The organism is Mongoliitalea sp. (genome assembly GCF_054166905.1).
Genome location: NZ_JBSZCK010000027.1, coordinates 57,114 through 79,305, shown reverse-complemented (window position 1 = coordinate 79,305; position 22,192 = coordinate 57,114). Strand labels below are relative to the sequence as shown.

The 22,192-nt window shown below is 41.7% G+C and carries 16 protein-coding genes; 2 read left to right on the top strand and 14 right to left on the bottom strand.

Going from position 1 to position 22,192, the window contains the following annotated elements:
• Window positions 1–119: 119 nt before the first annotated feature.
• Window positions 120–1,694, bottom strand: coding sequence for a calcineurin-like phosphoesterase C-terminal domain-containing protein (locus ACXIUD_RS09890; RefSeq protein ID WP_458052473.1), 1,575 nt, complete (start codon window positions 1,692–1,694; stop codon window positions 120–122).
• A gap of 323 nt (window positions 1,695–2,017) precedes the next feature.
• Here ACXIUD_RS09890 and ACXIUD_RS09885 point away from each other — a divergent pair, with 323 nt between their 5' ends.
• Window positions 2,018–2,767, top strand: a complete 750-nt coding sequence (locus ACXIUD_RS09885) for an energy transducer TonB (RefSeq protein ID WP_458052472.1) — start codon at window positions 2,018–2,020, stop codon at window positions 2,765–2,767.
• Window positions 2,768–2,989: 222 nt separating this feature from the next.
• Here ACXIUD_RS09885 and ACXIUD_RS09880 read toward each other — a convergent pair whose 3' ends face one another.
• Window positions 2,990–6,019: an SbcC/MukB-like Walker B domain-containing protein gene (locus ACXIUD_RS09880; protein ID WP_458052471.1), complete on the bottom strand. Its 3,030-nt coding sequence runs from the start codon at window positions 6,017–6,019 to the stop codon at window positions 2,990–2,992.
• A 120-nt stretch (window positions 6,020–6,139) separates the two neighbouring features.
• Entirely contained in the window at window positions 6,140–7,366 is a 1,227-nt protein-coding gene (locus tag ACXIUD_RS09875; protein WP_458052470.1) for a metallophosphoesterase family protein, read from the bottom strand.
• A gap of 541 nt (window positions 7,367–7,907) precedes the next feature.
• Here ACXIUD_RS09875 and ACXIUD_RS09870 point away from each other — a divergent pair.
• Entirely contained in the window at window positions 7,908–8,561 is a 654-nt protein-coding gene (locus ACXIUD_RS09870; RefSeq protein ID WP_458052469.1) for an MCP four helix bundle domain-containing protein, read from the top strand.
• Between the two features lie 79 nt (window positions 8,562–8,640).
• Here the strand turns inward: ACXIUD_RS09870 and ACXIUD_RS09865 are convergent, their stop codons facing one another.
• The 11 genes from ACXIUD_RS09865 to ACXIUD_RS09815 form a co-directional block, all read right to left on the bottom strand.
• Window positions 8,641–9,210, bottom strand: coding sequence for a gluconate 2-dehydrogenase subunit 3 family protein (locus tag ACXIUD_RS09865; RefSeq protein ID WP_458052468.1), 570 nt, complete (start codon window positions 9,208–9,210; stop codon window positions 8,641–8,643).
• An 18-nt stretch (window positions 9,211–9,228) separates the two neighbouring features.
• On the bottom strand, window positions 9,229–10,908 hold the full coding sequence (locus ACXIUD_RS09860; RefSeq protein ID WP_458052467.1) for a GMC oxidoreductase: 1,680 nt from the start codon (window positions 10,906–10,908) through the stop codon (window positions 9,229–9,231).
• Window positions 10,909–10,936: 28 nt separating this feature from the next.
• Window positions 10,937–11,812: a hydroxypyruvate isomerase family protein gene (locus ACXIUD_RS09855; RefSeq protein ID WP_458052466.1), complete on the bottom strand. Its 876-nt coding sequence runs from the start codon at window positions 11,810–11,812 to the stop codon at window positions 10,937–10,939.
• 6 nt (window positions 11,813–11,818) lie between these two features.
• Window positions 11,819–13,051: a nucleoside permease gene (locus ACXIUD_RS09850; RefSeq protein WP_458052465.1), complete on the bottom strand. Its 1,233-nt coding sequence runs from the start codon at window positions 13,049–13,051 to the stop codon at window positions 11,819–11,821.
• A 212-nt stretch (window positions 13,052–13,263) separates the two neighbouring features.
• On the bottom strand, window positions 13,264–16,062 hold the full coding sequence (locus ACXIUD_RS09845) for a hypothetical protein (RefSeq protein ID WP_458052464.1): 2,799 nt from the start codon (window positions 16,060–16,062) through the stop codon (window positions 13,264–13,266).
• Complete coding sequence (locus ACXIUD_RS09840) at window positions 16,063–16,263, bottom strand: hypothetical protein (protein WP_458052463.1); 201 nt, start codon at window positions 16,261–16,263, stop codon at window positions 16,063–16,065.
• A 17-nt stretch (window positions 16,264–16,280) separates the two neighbouring features.
• Window positions 16,281–16,559, bottom strand: a complete 279-nt coding sequence (locus ACXIUD_RS09835; RefSeq protein ID WP_458052462.1) for a hypothetical protein — start codon at window positions 16,557–16,559, stop codon at window positions 16,281–16,283.
• Between the two features lie 56 nt (window positions 16,560–16,615).
• Window positions 16,616–18,967 carry a hypothetical protein gene (locus ACXIUD_RS09830; protein ID WP_458052461.1) on the bottom strand — a complete coding sequence of 784 codons (2,352 nt, stop codon included), beginning with the start codon at window positions 18,965–18,967 and terminating at the stop codon, window positions 16,616–16,618.
• 1 nt (window position 18,968) lies between these two features.
• Window positions 18,969–20,123, bottom strand: a complete 1,155-nt coding sequence (locus tag ACXIUD_RS09825; protein ID WP_458052460.1) for a hypothetical protein — start codon at window positions 20,121–20,123, stop codon at window positions 18,969–18,971.
• A 5-nt stretch (window positions 20,124–20,128) separates the two neighbouring features.
• Entirely contained in the window at window positions 20,129–21,247 is a 1,119-nt protein-coding gene (locus tag ACXIUD_RS09820) for a hypothetical protein (RefSeq protein WP_458052459.1), read from the bottom strand.
• Window positions 21,244–22,191 (bottom strand): hypothetical protein, encoded by a 948-nt coding sequence (locus tag ACXIUD_RS09815; protein ID WP_458052458.1) that lies wholly within the window; start codon window positions 22,189–22,191, stop codon window positions 21,244–21,246. The genes ACXIUD_RS09820 and ACXIUD_RS09815 overlap by 4 nt, the downstream gene beginning before the upstream one ends.
• Window position 22,192 lies beyond the last annotated feature (1 nt).

The following is a 22,192-nucleotide window of genomic DNA, read 5'->3' as shown; positions in this document are numbered from 1 at the left end:
TTTGGATAGTTGTAGATGTCTTGATTCTTGGCTCTTGTGTCTAAACTCCTACCTCTCGGTAGGCAAGCTCGCTTCTCGTCTCCTACTTGCAGTAGGCAAGCTCGCATCTCGATTCTAAATCAAGGTTTTGGAACCACACGCATCTGATGCGTAGCCATGTGCACAGCTCCATACATATCAGTAGCCTGAATTTCTATGGTGTAGTCACCAGCAGCTAAGTTGCTTGGGAGGGCTGCTCTCCACAAATGGTCTGTGAGTGCAGGATTGGAAGGTCTCCGGCCCTGGATGACTTCTAGGGTAGTGTCCCATTCCATGACTTCTAACCAAAAGCTAGGATCCAAGCTTTCAAAATTGATCATGGGCTTCCATTCTCCACCATTGATTCGGTAGCTGACCTTATCCGTGGAAGTACCTGTGAAGAAATTGGCGACTACTTGGGCGGTTGTACGTACACCTTCGACTAGAATTTTTGGTGCATGCACTTGGATTTGGTAATCTGCTGATTTTCCCGCAGGCTTATATCGTGCGGCATAATCAGTCCCATCAATGTCTAAAAATATATATCCTTTGGGAGAACCGTCTCGCTGGGTAGCGATTGGAGTGCCGTCGGCTTGGATTTTTCCACTATACCAATCTCCCGAAGGTGTTCCGATATTGAAGTGGTGATGGGGTTTTGTTCCTGTGAAACCATCTTCTTTTCCGAAAAATGTTTGTTTCATGTAATGCGTATGTGCTGACATGGATAGGGTATTGGCAAAAGGAGAAAGCAGTTCCAATAGCTTTTCCCGATCAGCATCCCGGAAACTGTCTCCATTCTCTTCAAATAAGGGTATATGCATCAACATTATCACCAATTTATCTGTGGGAACCAATTTGAGGTTATTTTCTACGAAAGCTAATTGATCAGGTCGAAGTCCACCCCAATACCCCTGTCCATCCCGCGGGTCTGGGTATAATATATTTTCTATGACCACAATGTGTGCATTTCCATGATTGAAGGCATAGGTGGCAGGTCCAAAAGCTGCGGTGAAAGATTCGTCGCTGAACTCATCTGAAGGTGCATCAAAATTCATATCGTGGTTACCCATGACATGAAACCAAGGTAAACCAACTTTTCCAATGACTTCTTTATAGGCAGGGAAAAAGTCAGGTCTATCTCCTACGATATCACCCAAAGATGCTCCAAAACTAACTCCTGAAATCCCCTCTACCTCGGACACAATCCCTTTTCTGAAGTATTCCAATTCCTCCAAACTATAGGGTTGAGGATCTCCAAAAATCAATGCAGTAAATTTGTCTGAGGAAGTGGTAGGTATTAAAGCAAAATCTATAGAGGTCGGCAGTGGCCCTGTGGGTGCAACTCCAGGATATTTCAAATCGGCTGGAGAGCCATTGGGTTTATGCGTATAGAAAAATTGAGGAAGATTATGGCTATCTACAGGTAATGCATGAGTTGCTGGCTTGATGACAAAAATGGTTTGGTGCTCTTGAATGGGTAACTCATACGCTCCTTTAGCGTCGGTCAGGACTACTTCAATACCGTTGGAAACAGCTACATTTGCCACTCCTTTTTCGTTTCTTTCCTTTTTTCCATTACGGTTATTGTCTTCAAAAACGATTCCTTTGACAGTTTGCTGTGCATAGATTACAGCACTAAAGGAAATAAAGACAGCTACAAGAATTAATTTTTTCATGGTTACTTTTGATCAGGTTGGTAGTACCAAAAGTAGGTTTTCTTAAGGGGAATGAGTTTACGGGAAGGTTAAGGATTTATTATAAAACGTAATCTCTCGCAGATTAAGGGGATCTGGCAGATTTAGCGCAGATTTTTAGGTGATTAGTATGAGGGAGAAAATATTACTTTCGGGAAAAGGCTAGGCAGTTTGGCCAATTTGAATAGATTTGTCAGAATTGAATTTTGCATCAAAGAAGATAAAGTTAAAGAGTTGGGTGAATTTATTTTTTGGATAGTTGTAAGAATTGCCCTAAATTATTTTATTCAATCAATGATTTCAATATGAGAGCTGTTTTTACTGGAGTATTTTTATTTTTCTCGGTTTTGTTGACAATGGGACAACAGATAAATATTCCTTTGGATGGACAATTCAATCCTGTAGAAAACCAATCAGAAAATCATAGATATACCAAAATTTTACAACAATCCGAACTGGGTCAATTAGTAACAATCCTTGTTGATCGAGAAGGAGAAGAAATAAGTACTGAGAATCTGTTTACCGATTCAGAGTTTTTTCAATGGAAAGACCATGTTTCTTACGATGATCAGGGTAAGATTTGGTTTGTTGAAACTGTCAAAAAAAGAGGAAGTTATCATGTGATAAAAGTTTTTAGCCCTGAACGAAAAGTGCTAGATATTATTTGTAATCCTTCAAATACAGCTTGCAATGGCTTCTTCACTCCTTCTGAGGAACAGTTGGAGCAGGTAAACAGAAATGTGTTGATGCCAAGTTTTGAGAATTTGGAGGAATGGAATCAAACCTTGGTGAAAAATCTCACCTATCCAAGTGCAGCACGGAGAAAAGGTGCGAAAGGTAAAGTTTGGATTGGAATCAAAATAACGGAGGTAGGGACTGTTGAGGAAGTGACTTTTCAAGGTGAAAAAGAAATTCATGAAGCTTTGCTTCTTGAGGCTAAGCGCGTATTTGAACTTTTTCAGGGGAACTATATTCCTGCAAGGGACATTTACGGAAATCATGTATCTGCTTGGATGCAGGTCCCTATTGATTTTTTAGGGATGGCAAACTTATGATTCATGGTAAAAAAAACCGTGCAAAAAATTGTTACTTCTTCTCTTTCTCGTCTTGATAATACTTGACACTTTTTTAAGAATAATTCTATTATTTAAACGCCTCTAAATATATCGCCGATAGGCATATATCTACTTATATCGCGTTAGCATATTTCATTATCTACACCTATCAATCTCTCCGCCGGATGTCTTTCTCTGTATCTCGCATCTCATCTCTCGCTTCTAATACGAATACCCAACCACACTGCCTCGCTCTGCATCGAGTTCCACTTTGGCATAGACTCCGATCTCCTGTTGGAGTTCTTCTACGTGGGAGATGATACCGACAATGCGGTTTTCGTGGCGGAGGGATTTGAGGGTTTCGAAGACCACGCGGAGAGAATTTTTATCCAATGCCCCAAAACCTTCATCCAAGAAGAAGAACGACTGATCAGCTTGATTGAGGGCTTTTACTTTTTCTGCCAAAGCCAAGGCCAAGCAGAGGGAGGCTTGGAAGGTTTGACCACCCGAAAGGGTTTTGAGCAAGCGGCGCTTTCCTCCATTGAGGTAGTCAATTACCCAGAAAGTATTGTTATCATCCATATCCAAGCTTAGGCTGTTTTTGGTCAGCTTCATGAAGCGAATATTGGCCGTATTGCAAAGCTCTTTGAGGTAGATGGTGCTGACGTATTTCACAAATCCACTGCCTTTAAAGAGCTTTTCCAATTCTTTGAGATTGGTTTCTCTATTTTCTACATGAGAGAATTCTTGAAGTAAGGTGTTTTTTTGTTCCAATTGTTGACTCAGGGTACTGATTTCCTTGTCCAACAACGTGAATTCTTTTTGAAGAGCCTCCAAAGCACTTTTTTGTGCAGCCACTTCTTGGGTCAGTTGATCGAAATAGTGCTGGCTAAATCCTTCCACACCCTCCTCAGCACGAAGCTCCTGAATTTTACTGTTGACCAACAGACAACGATCCTCAAACAAACGAATCTCTGCATCCACTTTATCTGCATCTAAAGAATGATTGAATAGTGCAATGACCTCTGATTCATCCATAAATCCATGTACCCGCATCAATTCGTTGAATTCCTGCTCAAGTTCTTGGATTTTGATGGTAAGGATCTTGATGAGCGATTCAGCATGTTCAAGATTAGCCAAATTAGTAGCCTGCTTGGTTTGGGTTTCTTGCAAGGCTTTTTGCTTACCCTCCAGTTTGAAGGCGGTTTCATCGATATCCCGCTGAACCTTCTCTATACTGCTTTCAATACTTTGCGTATCCTTTTCAAAGAAAGGCTTACAAAAGTTTATGTCTTTGATTTCTTCCCGTTTGGAGCTAAGTCTGCTTTGAAGAGCTAACTGTTGTTGCTCTGCTTCTCTCAGTTTCTGCTCCTCAGTTTCAAGCTTTGCTTGGAGATCATTCCATTCTTTACGGAAGTGTTTCACTTCTTTTTCCAAGCTAGCCTTTACGGAGCTGCGTTCTTCGGCTTCCTTGATGGAGGTTTCAAGGGCTTGCATATTTTCTATTCCCTGCATTCGTAAGTGTGCAAGGATGGTTTTTTGTTCTTCTTGCAGGGATTGAATCGTTTCCTGCAATTTTTTCCGAATTCCTAGCTGGGCTTCTAAGCGAAAGGATTCTTGCTTGGTTTCATTTTGGAGTGTGCGAATTTTTTCCAGCGTATTTTTAGCATCTTCGATACTATCCGTGATGCTTTGCATCGCTTCGACAGACTCCGCTTCCAAAGGGTTTGGGTGCTCTAATGCGCCACAAAGTGGACATGCCTCTCCCTCATGAAGGAGGTGGATATGAGTAGCCAAACCTGCCTTTTGAATGTGTTTTTCCTTTTGTCCTTCTAGTTCTCGTATTCTTCCCTGCTGTGACTCCATCCAGCTCGAAAAGTCTGCTACTTCTTGGGGTAGTTGTTTATTCAATGAATGAAGCGTGCCGTTGATTTCATCAATCAGCTGGTCCAAATGCTCCTTTTCCTTGGTAGAGGTTCGTATTTGTTCCTCTAGTCGTCTCAGATTCTGAACATTCATTTTACGATCAGCCAGGGTGTTGTTGTCTACAGTAGTGATGGCTTCTGCGCGTGCCTCCAAGGACTGTATGCGATCAGAGAGCTCTTTTAGTGTCTTTTTTTCTTGAGTAATCGCTGGAGCTAGTTTTTCCGTCAGGTCCTTAGCCTGCTCAAAATCCTGCTGGATTCCCTGAATTTCGATGACTTTTTTCAAGTCTCGAATCTTGGATTCCCGCTCGGATTTGAGGTCAGCTTTTTTTCGAAGAGCCTTCAACTCCTCTTGGTAGGTTTTGATATCCTGAATATACTGCCCCTGAAATCTTCTGCAATTTTCAGCACTTACGATTTCCTTTTCCAAGTCAAGCTGCTTTTCCTGCATCTGTTGCCACACGGGTTTGAGGTAGGTCTTAGCAGTCAGAAATTCCTTCCAAACCCTTTTCTTTTCCTGAATGGATGGCTTCTTTTCTTCCAAAGAATTCCACTCTTGGAGAAATTCTTGTAGCTCCAGATGCTTTTTGAGCAATCCTTCTTGTGTTTTTAATATACGTTCCTGCTCACTGAAAGCAGCCTGATTGCGTTCCACTGTTGCTGCAAGCTCTTGAATTTGGGACTTTTTGCTTTCCAATGCTTCCTTGCTAACCGTATCTAATGAGACTAACTGGGTTTCCAAGCGGATTTTTTCGTCCTTCACTTGCCGGAGAATTGTGCCTGTTTTTGCAGAAAGATCGAATCGCTCCAATCCAAACAGCTCCTTCATCATATCGGCTCTTGGGCCAGGAGTCAAATCAATAAACTCACGAAACTTACCTTGAGGAATAATCACGGTTTGCTTGAAGTGCTCTTTTTTCATTCCCAAGAGCTGCTCTGCACTTTGCTCGATTGGCTCCCAATCGCTTGGCCCTAGTTTGTAAAAATTGTGTTCAGCGGGCTTTACCTCTTCAAACTTTTTAGGATTCCGCTTGGCTAAGTAGATAGATCGATAGGTGTGGGTATTGTTTTTACCTGAGCGAAATTCAAATACAATTTTTAAAGCTTCCGACTGCAGGTTGAGCATGCTGTTTTTCTCGCCTCGATCAGATAATCGCTCCGTGCTTCCGTACAAAGCAAGTAAAATGGCTTCCAAAATCGATGATTTCCCACTGCCTACTGCTCCAAAAATACCAAACAGCCCTGCGGCCGTCAGTTGGGTGAAATCTATAACTTGTTTTTCCTTGTATGAGTATAAACCTTCTATTTCGAGTTTGAGAGGGATCATGATTACGCTAATTTGAGGGGTAAAAGAATACTTACTTGCTAATTGAAATAAGATGGAAATAAGGTTGAAATAATTTGAAATAGGCTTGATTGATGAAACATCTGTTTTTTTAAATCAATCTTAATTTGACTGATCACGACTGATCACCTCTTTAAAAAGGTCTAGTAATTCATCATTCGGTTCTATACCTTTTTCGCTTTTGTAATATAATTGGAATAAGCTGAGCATGTCTTTTTCCAGATCTTCTACTTTAAGGCTGAGGGATTCTTGTCCCTCAGGATTTTTGATCTGAGGAATGAGATTTACAATCCCATCATGTGCATTCATCAACGCTTTTCTGGTAGGCGCATCGATGGCATGTTCGGTGATATAGGTCAATTCCACATAACAATGAGGGTTTGCTTCCAGCCAAGTCAAGGCTTTTTCAAGGTTGTCAAAGGTTTCTCTGTATAGGGGTTTTCCTTTTTTTAGTGGAATAGGCCGGTAGTTGGCAGGTTTTCTGGGTTCTGCTTCGATGATGACTACCTGTTTCTCTTGAGCTGCTTCGCTGAAGGAATAGGAAAGAGGTGAAGAAGCGTAGACAATCGGACAAGGCTCTTTTGCGACAGCATGGTATCGATGTAAATGCCCAAGTGCCGCATATTGGATCTGATGTGGGATCAAATGAGTGTACAATGCTTGAGTGCCTCCCACGTGGAGGATAGGGCGCTCCGATTCTGGTTCGGCCTCTGGCTTTTCCCCTTCTTTCATAAAAAAGAAATGCCCGATAAACAAGTTGACGCCTTTGTCATCGCAATGCGTATTTGCCAGTGCTTTCCATCGCTGACCCATCAATTCCCTAAACTCCGCTTCTCGGTCTCCGTCACCTAAATAAGTTTTGAGCAGGAGCTCGTTGGCATAAGGCGCTAGTAAAATTCTCACAGGAAAATCGAATGCTGGTAAGTTGAGTTCTACGAAGCCAGACTCACTCTGGAGAATTTGAATTCCGCTATCTAATGTTCCAACTGATATGGTACTATCATAGCGGCTGTAGAAGATAATTCCGAGTTCCCGAGCCAATGGGTCCGGAGCTTCTATAAACTGCGTGGAGTCATGATTGCCAGAAATAGCTATGATGGGACGCTGTCCATTATTGGATAGCTTTTTCAGAGTTTTGTAGAGGAGTTCGACCGCCTCATGATTGGGGTTGAAGGTATCAAAAATATCACCAGCCAACAGGACAAGGTCCACAGCTTCCGCTTCAGCAATCTCCACGATTTCTTGAAGGACTTCTTTTTGTTCTTCCAGTCGGGAGTACTCTTGTAATCTTTTACCTAAGTGCCAGTCGGCGGTGTGGAGTATTTTCATGGGGAGTTAATGTAGATGTTAAAGAATGAGGCTTATCCGGAATGTAATGCTTCTGTTATGTAAGATTTCTTAGCTTAAAAATAAAAGGATTTTACCATACTGGCACGAAGGTGGAAAGAAAATGACGTTTTTTACCAGATATACAGTCTTGGAAATATCTCGTATAGCAAGCGCTCCTATGCTGATTAATTTTTGATCTCACACACAAGAAGGTTCTCGCTAGGTACGCTTATTAAATCCTGCCTCAAATCTAACTTTGGAATGGTTAGATCAATGTCGTTTAGATAAGAATGCAAATTGAATTGAAGCTTTTCAAAAGGTTGATTAGAAGTACAATCAACCTGAACCTCCAAACAGAACTTTGGAAAAGTTATATTAAACTAAACAGCATTAACGGTTCTATGTCAATCATAAAAAAAAATTATGACCTATATAATTTTTTTTTGTAGGTACTTTGCTAGGTTTATTGGTCAATTCAGCCTTATTTAGTTCAGGAATCAGTCCAAACACCAGCACTTACCAGTAAAAATCCAAAATTGCCATGAGTAGAACCAAACTCCAAAAAAATAAGATCAGAGTTGCTATTCTTTTGACTTTCATCATTGCCATCATTGTAGGAAAAAACATCTTGGAGCGCAGAAGTTTCAATGACCTAGGCAGGTCATTTATTTCTGTTTACGAAGATCGACTAGTAGTGGAAGGTTATATATTTTCCATCTCTGAAAATCTCTTTCGAATAAAACTGCTTGTCAACCATTGTGAGCTTGAGAGTGATTATTCCAATGTCATTGATGAGATAGAAAAGCTGGAAGAGAAAATTCTCAAGACTGTTGATGATTTTGAAAAAACAGGATTAACGGCAAATGAAGCTATCTTTTTAGAAGACTTTAGAAGAATCATAGAAGAGAGTCTTCGGATAAATAATTACGATCTTTTATTTTCTGAAACGGATGGTATCAATATTGCCCAAGTGAAAAAGTATAATGAATCCATTGAGCAGGCCTTGATTGACTTAGAAAAATTATCTGAAATCCAAATGGAGGAAGGAAAACGAATGGCCGATGAGGCAGATCGTGTAGTCAATAAATCGAAAATTTGGGCACAATTTGAACTAGCTGCTTTAGTGATTTTAGCGGGGATTATTTATCTTTTGCTTTATACCAAACGGACGATCAATTCAGAATTTCTCCAGTGATGATAAGTAAAGGTCTAAAATAAAAAGAGGCTGTTTGTACAGCCTCTTTTTTTGGGTTAGTTGTAAACTTATGGGTCTTTTACAGTGCATAGGCACGGTCACCAGGCGTGTAATCAATACATGCGTCGTATCTGCCAGGTGCTTCAAAGAATCTTAATTGTTGTGTAGCACCAATTTCAGAAGTGAAATAGCCTAAGACGGTGAGGTCTTGAAGCATACCTAGGATAGTCGGCACCAACTCTGCAGGAGCATCTATACTAGCTTTTCCAGCAGCTTTTAATTCATTCAAATAAGCTGTTCTCTCTTCGGTACTAACGTCCATAAAGTCTTTTCCTTTGGCCTTTTTGAAGTCTTTTCTAAGCAGATTTAACCCCTCTACAAAGCTTGTTTGCTGCTCAGTATTGTAGGTGTCAGTTACCATCATTACCATAAATGCACCAATTTCTGTAGCTTTTGCTCCTGGAGTATCGGTGGTAGGGATAATTGCTTCTCCCAACTCATCCAAGAAGGCAATGTCTTTGGCAGAGAAATTTAATCCCACAATTTGGTCTTCAGGAGCACAGCCTGTCAACAGCACATTTGCTCCTACAAAAGCGCCTCCCATCATCAATGCGACACTTTTTAAAGCATCTCTTCTATTCATTGTCATGATTTCTACATTCAGTGGTTAAAGATTTCCTTTTTTCAATTCGCTGACAGCAAAATCTACCGCTCTTGCAGTCAAAGCCATGTAAGTCAACGAAGGGTTTTGGGCAGCTGCTGAAGTCATACATGCGCCATCTGTTACAAATACATTCTTGCAGTCCCATACTTGGTTATTTCCATTCAAGACAGACGTTTTAGGGTCTCTTCCCATACGCGCTGTTCCCATTTCATGAATTCCCTGTCCAAAGGTATATCCTGCATCAAAGGTTTTAACATTTTTCAGACCGGCAGCTTCCAACATTTCGGCAGCATCGTTCATCATATCCACACGCATCTTTTTCTCATTTTCCTTGATTTCTGCATTCATCACCAAGGCTTCCAAGCCCCACTTATCTTTTACGTCTTTGCTAAACTTGATGGTGTTTTCGTGATAAGGAAGAATTTCTCCAAATGCTGTGATTCCCATAGACCATGGTCCTGGTTCGCTAAGGGCTTCTTTCATTGGGGCTCCAAAATTCATCTCTGCAACATTTCTGCTCCATCCAGATCGGGAAGCACCTCCTTGGTAACCAAATCCTCTCAAATAGTCTCTCTTATCATCACCAACATTTCTAAATCTCGGAATGTAGACACCATTTGGTCTTCTGCCAAAGTAATACTTGTCTTCATAGCCTTCAGCAATACCGTTGGCACCTAATCGGAAATGATGATCCATGACATTGTGGCCTAACTCTCCCGAACTACTTCCCAAGCCCCCTGGCCAAATATCTGTCGCTGAACGCATTAATATGGCTGTGGAGTTGAATGCAGAAGCACATAAGAAAACGATTTTCGCATTATACTCATAAGTCTGCATATTCTCAGCGTCCAAGACTTCTACTCCTGTAGCTTTTTGGGTGTCTTTGTCATAGACTACTTTGGTCACAATAGACCAAGGTCTTAAGGTCAAATTACCTGTAGCCATGGCAGCTGGAAGCGTGGAAGACTGTGTACTGAAATAGCCTCCAAAAGGACAGCCTAACCAACATTTGTTTCTGAATTGGCACTTGACACGATTTTGAAGAGGTTCAGTTAGGTTAGCCACACGGCCGATCGTTACGATTCTTCTGCCATCCCACTTTTCTTTGACACGGGCAGCTACATCTTTTTCTACACAGTTGAGCGGCATGGGTGGTTGAAAATCCCCGTCAGGAAGTACCCAATAATTATCCTTATTACCAGATATACCTGCAAATTTTTCTACATATGAATACCATGGAGCCAAGTCTTTGTAACGAATAGGCCAATCAACGGCAATTCCTTCTTTCAAGTTCGCTTCAAAGTCAATATCACCCAACCGGTAACTTTGCCTTCCCCACATCAATGAGCGTCCTCCTACCTGATAGCCTCTAAACCAAGTGAATGGCTTTTCTTCTACGTAAGGGGAGTCACTTTCATGTGCCCACCAATCCAAATTTTGCTCATTCAACACATAATCCCTTCTCAAATTAGGATGGTTTTCAAGCATTTCTACCGTTCTTCTTCCTCGGTGAGGAATCTCCCAAGGTGCCTGTGTGGCCGTCTTGTAGTCCTTGATATGTTCTACATTCTGCCCTCTTTCTAAAAGGAGCACTTTTAGGCCTTTTTCTGTCAACTCTTTCGCTGCCCAACCGCCACTGATTCCCGAACCGACAACGATAGCGTCATAGGTATTGTCTGCCATAATCTATATTTGTTTGAGTTTATTGTAATTACACGTCACATATTCTAATTGCCTGTTCCAAGGATGCGATTTTGTCTTCCGCTTTTGGTACAAACTCTTGTCCAATGTATCCTTTGAAGCCTGTTTCCATAATAGCTTTCATCACCGCACTATAATTGATTTCTTGTGAATCATCAATTTCGTTTCTTCCAGGATTACCTGCCGTATGGTAATGCCCAAAATATTGATGGTTTTCGCGAATGGTCCGGATCAAATCCCCCTCTTCGATCTGCATATGGTAGATGTCATACAGGAGTTTGAAATTTTCAGAACCTACACGCTTGCACAATTCCACTCCCCATGCACTTCGGTCACACATATAATCTTTATGGTTGACTTTACTGTTGAGAAGTTCCATCTGAAGGATGACACCATGCTTCTCTGCGATTGGAATAATCTTTTTTAAGCCTTCTGCACAGTTTTTTAAACCTGTTTCATCATCCATTCCGTTGCGATTACCCGAAAAACAAATCAGATTGGTAAAGCCGGCTTCGGCCACCAAAGGAATGATTTCTGAATAATTTTTGATGAGTTGCGCATGGTTTGTGGGATTGTTGAAACCCTCTGTTAAACTGATTTCTGCCCCATTACACATGGAACATTCTACGCCATGGGCTTTGATGATTGGCCAATCTTTGGGTCCTAATAAGTCGATGGCGTTAAAGCCAATCTTTTTGATGGCCTCGCAAAGTCCATCCAGTCCAAGATAGCTATAGGTCCAATAGGATACTGAATGCTTGAGATTACCTTTCAATTGTTGCTTCTCGGAAGGTTGTGCACAGGCCAAGTTCAAGCCTGTACTTCCCAATAATGCTCCAGAGAGCGCTATCTTTTTCAAAGCATTTCTTCTATTTGTTGGAATCATGGTTAGTTAGGCGTCGATTTTAGCGACTTTTTCATTTTTAAAGAAAATCGTAAACAAAATCACAACCACCAAAGCAATTCCTGATGGAATCATCCAAATGGAAGACCAAGCATGGTTTCCTTCACTGATTAGGTACATATCCGTGATAGCACCTGCCACGGCGAAACCAATCAACATACCAATGCCGTAGGTAGCTAAGGTAATCAAGCCCTGTGCAGCTGATTGGAATTTTGCACCGGCTTTAGAGTCTGTATAGATTTGACCGGATACAAAGAAGAAATCATAACAAATCCCATGAAGGGCAATCCCTATAATCAACAAATACAAGCCTCCGTCAGCATCTCCGATTGCAAAGAGAGCATAGCGCAGCACCCAAGCAATCATACCCAGTAAGATGGTCACTTTAAAACCAAATCGCTTAAAGAAAACAGGTAATAGCAAAAGGAATAATGCTTCAGATATCTGTCCTAAAGTCATTTTTCCAGTTGGGTCACTTACACCGATTTCAGCCAAAAATGGATTCGCATTTTGATAATAAAACGCTAAAGGAATACAAATCAAAATAGAGGAAACGAAAAAGACTGCGAAGTTTCGGTCTTTCAACAAGGCCAAGGCATCCAATCCTAAAAAGTCTGCGATTCGAACTTTTTCATTTTTATCTGCTCTTGGAGGAGTTTTTGGTAAGGTAAAGCTGAAAAGACCCAAGGTAACCGATGTGATGGAAGCCATTAGGAAGGTATATTTTAACTGGCCAGCAGCCAAATTTTCCGCTGCATCCCACTTAAACAAGTAACTGATCGCTAGACCCGCTGCTATCCAACCGATGGTGCCCCATACTCGAATGGAGGCAAATTCGGCTTCAGGATTTTTCATTTGTCTAAATGACACTGAATTAACTAAGGCCAAGGTTGGCATAAATAAGATCATGTAAAAAAATACAGCAGGATAAAAAGCCTCAAAACTGCTAGACTGGTAACAGAAATACATCAAAATACCCCCTGCGATATGCAAAATTCCTAAGATACGCTCAGCATTAAAGTATCTATCTGCAATCAGTCCAATGATAAATGGAGCAATGATGGCTCCAAAAGATTGGGTGGAAAAAGCTGCGCCAATTTGGGTTCCGCTGGAGCCGAGATTGGTGCCAAGGAATGTTCCTAAGGTAACAAACCATGAACCCCAAATAAAAAACTCCAAAAACATCATCAAGGATAATTTTGAGCGGGTTAGTGAATTCATAGAGAAAGGTTTAATTTGGTTGAATTGCTAATTGATGAAACGTAATAGGTTTTATTAGAGCGTTAAATATACTATTTTTCTAGAATTAAGATCGCCAAAACCAAATGACCCAAAAATAAGCCTTTTTTTTAAATCCACATGTTCCATTTTTTTGTAATTTTGATAAAGAATAAAACCCCTTAAAATGGCTATTTAAGAGGTTTTAAAAGTCTTTATAAAGTATTCATCTGCCAATATAAACCGTCGTATTGCAGCCGTCTTGTATGCCCTCTTGTGGTAAGGTTACTTGTATTTACAGGTCCTCCATTTGATTGCATTGAGATCCCATTGCTTTGTATTACAACGTTACCACTAAGGACTCTCTTTATGTATAACGTTCGCCCTTGTTTTGGGAGTGCTGGTAAGACTATTGTAATTGTACCGCTGGAATTATAACAACTTATCCAGGTCATAAATTCATTGACTAAATATGTGCCTGGATTGGTATATCTAATTGATTCAGTATGAAAGCTACTTGCAAATAAACTATTGAATAATCCTCCGAAGCTTGGTACTTGTGGGTTTGGCGCTGCATCCCATCCGACAACAGCACCTGCAATACCAAAGGCTGAAAACACAGTAGTTCTAAGTATTCCAATTACTGAGCCTAATCGCTGGCCAAGTGTTGGGTGGCTCATTATTGATCCTTCCGAAACAATACCATTCTGACTCATGAGTACCTTTCTAGGATTATCACCAGGTCTTTCAAGTAAAATACCTGCGGACACCTGAGATGGTGCTACAAAACCGCCATCTATGCCAGTGTCAATAGTCATTACTAAATTGCCATCATCATCATAAAACTTTTGATTATGGGCTGGTATTGTCTGCTCTTCATCCTCAAAAGCCCTAATTTCCATTCTCTTTCCAGATTCAGCAGTCCTAAGTTGATTGACCCTAAGATTTTGTATTACACCATTATCGGCAAAAACAGCATCTACCAAAACCGCCCCTCTAATCGTCAAAGCATCCTCGTTGGTGACATTCCAGTCCATACCTTTGTTGCCACTTCCTACATTAAACTTAGCGTTACTTAAATCAAAATAAACCTTACCATCTACACTCTGTATTTTCCCAGTTGTGATAGTGTCTCCAACAATGTAAGTCATTCCTCTAGTGAAATGAAAAAACCTAATATCATTTCTAACAGGATAAAGAATTCCCAACCAAAAATGATAAAAACCAGTCTCTTGGTCTGTATTGATTGTTTCCTCACTAATCACCCAGGTTCCTGTAAGTGCAGACCTGTTACATCTCGCATACACATAATAAGATTTGGAAGTTTCAAGGCCTTCAATCAATCTTAAATCCATCTCCCAAACGTAACCTAAACCATCAATTTCTATTTCAAGATGTATTAATTCACCTGATGATATCAATAGACTATTGGCATCACCTGAGTAGTTTGGCGCTATTTCCACCCCATTTAAGATAAAATTCTGAGACCTCGCCCCAACACTTAGCATTTGAGTCTCAATAGTAGAGGGCTTGATATTGACAGGGTCAAAGTATCCATCAGGATCATAAATCTTGTCCTGGAGCTGTCGAAAGCGAAGTGAACTTTCTCTAAAATTCTCTACTCTACTTCTGTCTATTACTACAGTCTGGCCCTTGATTGTCGACACATCCCTTATTATTCTTTCTTCCGCTGTGTATGGAATGGTATCTGCAATTTGGGCAGTGACTAAAGAGGGGTTAACCAATGGAAATGATATAGAGTAAATTCTAATCTTTTCATTTAAACCAAGATCCGGGTCCTCTATAGTTACTTTCATTCCGCATGATAGTTGTATACCATTTTCACGCACATACTTTTCATCTAAAGGCAGAGAGTAGGATACTTGGGGGCTCTTTAATTTAACATGCGCCTCTTGAGTGGCCGCCAATAATTCACTTTCCGCAGCCTCTACATAGGTCTGTGGCATATTGATACCTATCAACGTGTAGGTATCACCTATTTCAGGCTGAAAGCTCCCTTCATCCGGAATGATGGCTCCATTGGCCTCTTCTCGGGGAATAAATCGGATTTGCCTAGTAGGATGATCGTACCGCTCTATATCAAACTCATAACCCGAGAGTGCCCCGCTTTTAAATACGATTTTGGCCGTAACTCCTCCCAAAAGCTGGGAATTGATATCAAAATCAAGCGTGCTATCTCTGACCACATTATTCGCCTCAACTCCTGTCAATGCCCCAGTGCGACGAGGAAAAATATCAGGAAATGATACAGTACCTTCCCTGATCCCATAGATTTCCACATTAGCCTCTATGTATGGTTTTCCTTCAAAATCAAACATGAGCTCATTTGCCCCTGATCTATAGCTAGCAGGGATATTCCTTTCTCCTCCAAAACCATAAAGCCTGGTCACTACCTCTGTATCATCTTTTGACTCCCTTATCAGAGAATACAAACCCTCCCATCGTCCATACTTAAACGTATACACTGAATCAAAGCCGACATCTTGTCTAATTATGATTTCACGCTGTACCAACCTAAATTCAAGCTTAAACGCTTCCATCACCTTAGTCATGGCCACACGACAGCTATCTCCGTCAAAGCTTAATAACTGAGGGATGATTGAGTCAGGAATATCGATGTTCAATGTCCATCCCGGATTATCTTCATTTAGATTCTCCAAGATCAATAACATAAAATCCTCAGGTGATCCGAAATAGCTAAATCGCTTACGGCCTTCATCAAACAAAATCTTGCGATAAAGCTCATAAACCTCACCCTCGAATGTCGCTGAATATCGATAAGTAAAATTGTTGACTTTCTGTATAGTGCAAGGTCTATTGAGGTAGAATTTTTCAGAACCTACGACAATGTAATCACCAAGTCTGATATCTAATGACTCGGAAGATATCCAAGCAGCCTGTACCTTATGTTCACCCATCAATTGATGGGTGAACACAGTACTTAGGTCTATATTAGCCTTGAAAATCAAGTCAACACCTCTGAAAATTTCCATTTAACTGATGTTTACTGGTAATCCTTTTTGTAATTCACTCAATAAGTGATTCACTTCTGCCCATGGCCGTTTACTTAGATATTCTCCAATTTGATTAACTAGATCAGGATCAAAAGCAATCATTACTTTTTCAGCCTTTTCTTCTTTTTTCTCTAATTCAACAGAATCACTATTCTGTATTTTTTTTTGTTTCGTTTGCATGACTTTTATAAGATAATTTATACTTGCGGAAAAAGAAGGGTAAAGGAATTTTGATGAATTTCATTGATCAATTCATCATCAAGATCTGCGTATCTTTCAATAACTTCGATTGGTTGCCTACCTTGTTCTTTTGCTTGCTCAGTAGCCCATATTCGTAATCTTACTAAAGTGTTTGCTGATCCTTCACCTGTGTAAAATTCCTGGTTTTTTCTTGAAGTAACTTCTAGGACTTCAATGCATGCGGACGGAAATGTAAATCCGAAATTGTCTGAATGATAAGATGTGATGTGTACCATATGATTTTATTTTTTTTTGTAAATTACTCTATTATAGAATTATACCTTTTATTAAGTTATCCACGCTGACTAGGCCTTGCTGGTATTTCAAATCTGGTTCCCAGCACTTCTATTTCAATCAATGTGGTAGGCTCGAAAAATCCAAGGCCTATTCCTATGGCATCACCTAACCGCCAAGGGACAGCCGTTCCTCGGATTGCTCCCGTAGTTAATGTCCCGGCAAGGGTTAAATTATTGTGAGTCATAATTGCCATGTTGGTAGTTCCTCCTCTTCTAAAGAGAATTTGTTGAGATAACCCTGAACCAATGTTAAGTTCCAAATTATCAGAATTAAATCTCACAAATGAAGTTTCGTTACTGATATCCGCTACTGCCCCGACTCTTCCTCCGGTTGAAACGAGTAAATTTGTAGCTACAAAATTTCCTGAATAATTCAATCTTGATGTCTGGGTAGGGGCTGTATTTCCCCCGTAAAACCTTCCTCCAGATTGAACTTGCCCATTATACCATACAGCTCCTATATCGGCCACTCCCGCTACTCTTAACTGAACCGATCCCTCAGCTGCTGCCCATACTCCATCTCCGCGTAAGAAAACATTACTATTTGCCGTGCCCGAACCCAAGCGAGCTGTATTGATCAAACCAGAAGTAATATCTGAGGCATTGTGGGTATGAGAAGATGCAGCAAAGCTTGATGGGTTTAGGTTACCTGCGTGCCAAACATTTGAACCGTTAACTTGGAAGCCTCCAAGCATATTAATCACGCCTGTTCTAAAGTTAATTACACCAGTTACGGCACCTGATGCTGATCCATTTTGAAAGGCCATTCCATTCCACCCTCTTAGAGCAAAGTTAAATGTGGAAAATGTAGCACCGTCTCCTGTTCCTGCTGTAAAGAAGTTTGATGAAGTGCCGTGCAAACCTAAGTTTCCTGACATAGTTCCTCCTGATAACAGAAGATACCTCGCATCATTTTGAGCATCTGTTCGATGTGAATGATTCCCTTCATGCCAAACAACCCTCCAAGGACTCCAATCATTATTGTTGTTAATTACACTTCTCACTAATAAAGAATTGGATTCACTTAGGGTAGATTGAACAGCAACTTGAACGCTAAATCTTCTCCCCGAATCTATTATTGAATTCATCTCAAAACCTGAAACCCAATTAGATGCTGAAGGCCTATTACTCGCTTGAAAATTCCCTCTAAATAATCTAAATCCCTGATTTACTATTCCCGTAGAAACATTGTTTAAATCGGCAAAATTTAACCCTCTAAAATTCCCTCTAAATTCAAAATCGTCTGTTAACGTATCACCTGAACGCTGAATATACCTATCATCTAACTGAGTGTTATTTCTAACCTGCGATCCTCCTGTTCCTGAAACTGCATATATTGAGGGGTCTAAATTTATATTATCCCAAACAGTTCTAACAGGCGCCCAAGAACTATTAGCTGAGGTTGTTCTAAATTGTAAAGTTCCATTATTATTCAGCCAAAGTTGTGAACTTCTTAATGAACCATATGAAAAGTTTATACCAACACCTGTTGCCGTGAAAGGAGTATTTGCAGCAGAAGATGCGGACACAAATCTATTTCCTTGATTAAAAGATTCAGCGTTAGATAAAGATGACCAAATTGATACAGTATTTACACCTAAACCAAAATCTCTAAAATCCCCCCACCCGTGAGCTGCATTCCAATTGGTTATCTGGGCAGCAGTAATTGCTTTTACATGTGTCGGAACAGTCGGATCCGTTTCTGTAAAGCTTGTCAAAAAGTTCGGAGTCCAGTTTGCCCAGGCTGTTCCATTCCATCGTAGCAATTGACCCGTAGCCACTGATGCTATGGAAACATCCGAATGGGAGTTTAAATTGTGTGCAGCAGGTGCAAAAGTTGTGGGTACACCTGTGAGATTACCCCAAGCAACTGCATTCCAAGTGCCGTCACCTCTTAAAAATACACCGTTATTGGCAGTGCCTGATCCAAGTCTTGCAGTAGCAAGAACTCCCGAAGTGATATCGGAAGCAGCATGGGTATGGGATGGGAGGGAAGTAAGAAAGCCCTGCCTTGAAGCCCAAGAGTTCAATCTACGCCCTGTAATTAATCGGGCAGTAGATGATGATGCTGAATCGGATTCAGCTTCTGTAATCTCAGAATAAGTGGTATTGGGGGGCGTCTGCCAAGTACCGTCTTCCCTTAAATATCGTGTAGTTGTAGAGCCTCCGGGAGAAGGAACGAGCCCTGAAACAGTCCTGTTGAAAATTTGTCTGTCGGTTATTTCATCCCAAGAAATAAGCGTAGCTCTGACCGTTTCACCGTTGGCCAATAACTTAAGAAAAGCCTCCCCGTTTCCTGGGGAGACTGTTTGAAGATTTTCAAAAACAAGACCATTGATTACTTTCATTTTAGTCAACTCTATATATTAACACTTTATATTGATTAAGGGTAGGCGCAATGCTAAAATCTATGGTAACTTGATTTATTGTGTTTTTTCTCACTGGAACTAAGACCAAATTTTCGTCTCCTGTATTTTCAACTACTTGGACAAGGATATTTCTACTATTCAAGTTGTGTGTCACTACTACAGAAGTAACAGTACCGTTCCCTAGCTGAGCTGTGAATCCTTTTTGATTGATAAGAGTATTCACATATACAGCCACAATGTTAGGCGTGACAGCTTTTGTTGAGTTTGTGCCGGCATTCATTTCTGCCTGTGTTGCCAGGGCTACTAATCCAGTTCTGGCAGTGGTTGCAGTTCTGGCCAATAAATCAGCTATCCTAACCACTCTTGAAGTATTGGCGCCATTGGTTGCTGTCAAGTCAGAAGAAACAGATACTCTTACTAGACCTAAAGCAGTTTCTGTAGCTTCACCAACATTGGACTGCAAGACAAACCAGTTAGCAGCAGTAGTACCAGGAGCATTTGTTTTAGCAAATAATGCATCACCGATTTCCAAAACTTCTGTGCCCAAAGTGAAAGCAGCTGATATTCTCCACCAGTCTCCTTTCCTGATTGCACCACTTGGGCCCGAACCTACAGTTGGATAGCCCGGACCTGCCCAATCCCCCATAAACTCCCCAAGAGCTGCAATCTTGGAAGCTATTTCAAGATCAACATATTCCTTTGTAGCCGCATCAGAGTTGGCAGTAGGAGTGCCAAGGTTAGTGATCCTAAAGTTGCCCATGCTCACATTGGCATTTGGAGCAGCAAAATTATTGAGCCTTACAGCAGCAGTATTGATCTCTCGTACACCTATACCGTTTTCCCTCACGGCAAGATTGCCAGCTCCGTTGATTTCCAGTGTAGCATTATCTACCCTCACGGAGATAAACTGAACACCTGATACTGGTGTGATCTGTATGGCTCCGTTGGCTAATGCTTCGATCTGACCAAGGTTGATCCAGTTGCCTTCTTTTCTTAAATACAGCCCCTGGCTTCCTGCCTGCGTGAGGTAGACAATCATCCCGTTTCGAGGACTTGAAGGGAAGGCAGCAACGTTGTGTATGACCACGTTTTGGGCCTCATTATTGGAGAAATCTAAATTGTTTGCTAATAGCATGATTTTTAATTTAATGATATGAATCCGGACTGGGGACTGGAAAATTCAATGATATAAAGACTATCCTCAATATGCTCTTTGCCGTGTATGCGCTGCCCTAAGTGGTTGTAGGTTTCAACTGATGGTTTTTTTTGACCAGTGATGGAAAAGACCCAAATCAATGAAGGATTGGTGATTTCTATTTTCTCACTAAAATCTGTCTGTACCTGGTCTAGCTGCGATTTGGTAACAAACTCATCCGCTTCCACTGCTTCTACTCCTCTAACCGCTCTGGTAAACCGAAAATCTAACACCTCAGGCTCCCAGTTCTCAAAGTCCTCTGGCTCTAGCTCCTCGTCAAATGGATTGACACTAATCCTTACCTCCAAGCCACTGGACACTGCTCTGCCGCCTACGATCATCGGCATACTGCCGTCTGGAAAACCCACAAACTCCTCCAACTTGTCATCATAGAGCGAAAATCTCACCGGGTCCAGATCCCTGACAAAATCCGGAACACTTGCATCTGCAGGGGGAAGATTGGAAGGACTGTAAAACTCCGCTGTCCAGGCTTCCCAGCCATTAGCTCCAAATCTTGCCAACTGTCCAACTTGGGCATTGGCCAACTGGCCTGCATCGCTGTGACTGGATAAGGGATGAGAGGAAGGGGTAAAGCTGCTCGGCTTTTGCTGGATGTCATCCCAACCGGGTTGCCAGTTGGCAGGTCGGTACAATCCGGCATGATCGCCCCAGCTGTGAGCCTGGTTCCACTTCGATATATCAGACTGCTGTATCTGGAGCACCCATGATGACACCTCAGGAATATCCTCTATCCGGGCAAAATCAGGCGTAATCCCTCGCCACTTACCGGCTACCTTGGCCATGATCACCCCATCGGGAGCGCTACCAAGGCCAAATGTATCACTATGGCTTGCCAAGGTATGGGCAGAAGGAGCAAAGGTATTGGGCCGATTGGCCAAGCTATTCCAGTCTCCTCCTCCCAATACCTGTCTGAGACCGGATATCGTAAAGGCTGCATTGACATTGCCCTCGCTGTCAAAGCCAAAGAGCCTGTCCGAATTGACAGGATTGGCTTTGATTGGCTCAAAGAGTTGGTCAAATACTACTATACCAAATCCGCTCATAGTTTTATTAATATTTTTTGTCCTTGTGTAGTGGTCACATATCTTCCAAGGGTATCACCTAGGAAGAGGTAGGTTTCATTTTCCTGATATTCCATAGCCTCGGTAAGCTTGATTTCCAGCTGTGCTGTCCACCGCTGCCCACCAAGTATCCTGGACACTTCAAATCCCTTGCGGGCATACACGATCCTGATCCGATCTTCTGGTATGTACAGCACTCGTGTCCCGGGCTGGGCAAAGAGTGCGTAGAGATTTTGCACCGTCTGCAGGAGAGCTGCATAGCTTGGCTTCACGATCACAGCCTTGAGACCTATTTCCCTAGCTCCGGACTTGGTGACTTGGTATGGCTCGTGGAGATACCCGATGGATTCCCCTGATTTGGGAGCAGGGCGGTGGAGCTGCCCTTCCAGTCGATTTCCCCGGATATCGTTTTGATTGAAATTCACCAGGGTAAATCCCAAGGCTTCAAAATCCACCCCGTCGATACCGCTCACCTGACCCCAGTCATTGGAGCTAGGAATGCTACCGCCTGTCAGATCGACCACAGGCTGACGGAAGGGTATTTGTAGCTTGCAGACTCCATCACTGTGATAGACTGCCTCGATCTGTCCATTGACATATACCTGCCAAGTGCCGTAAGGTGATGCTAGCGTCATCAGATCATCCTGATCATCGATAAAGGCATAGAGCGCTTCCAATCGATCATGCGCATCATCCCGGCTACTGGCTCGCATAATGCCGTGAAATACCAAGTTGCGACCACCCCAATATAGCTCTGGACTGGACACATAAGGCTCGATACCTTTCTGATCTCCCCAAGAGTGCTCAGTCTTGTGCATGCGCTCGGGCATGGATAGAAATCCCTGCAGGGCAAGATTGCTGTCCGGAGACTGTCCAGGACTGATGCTAAAGGAAGTAAGTGCTGTTCCGTTAAGTGTATATCCCATA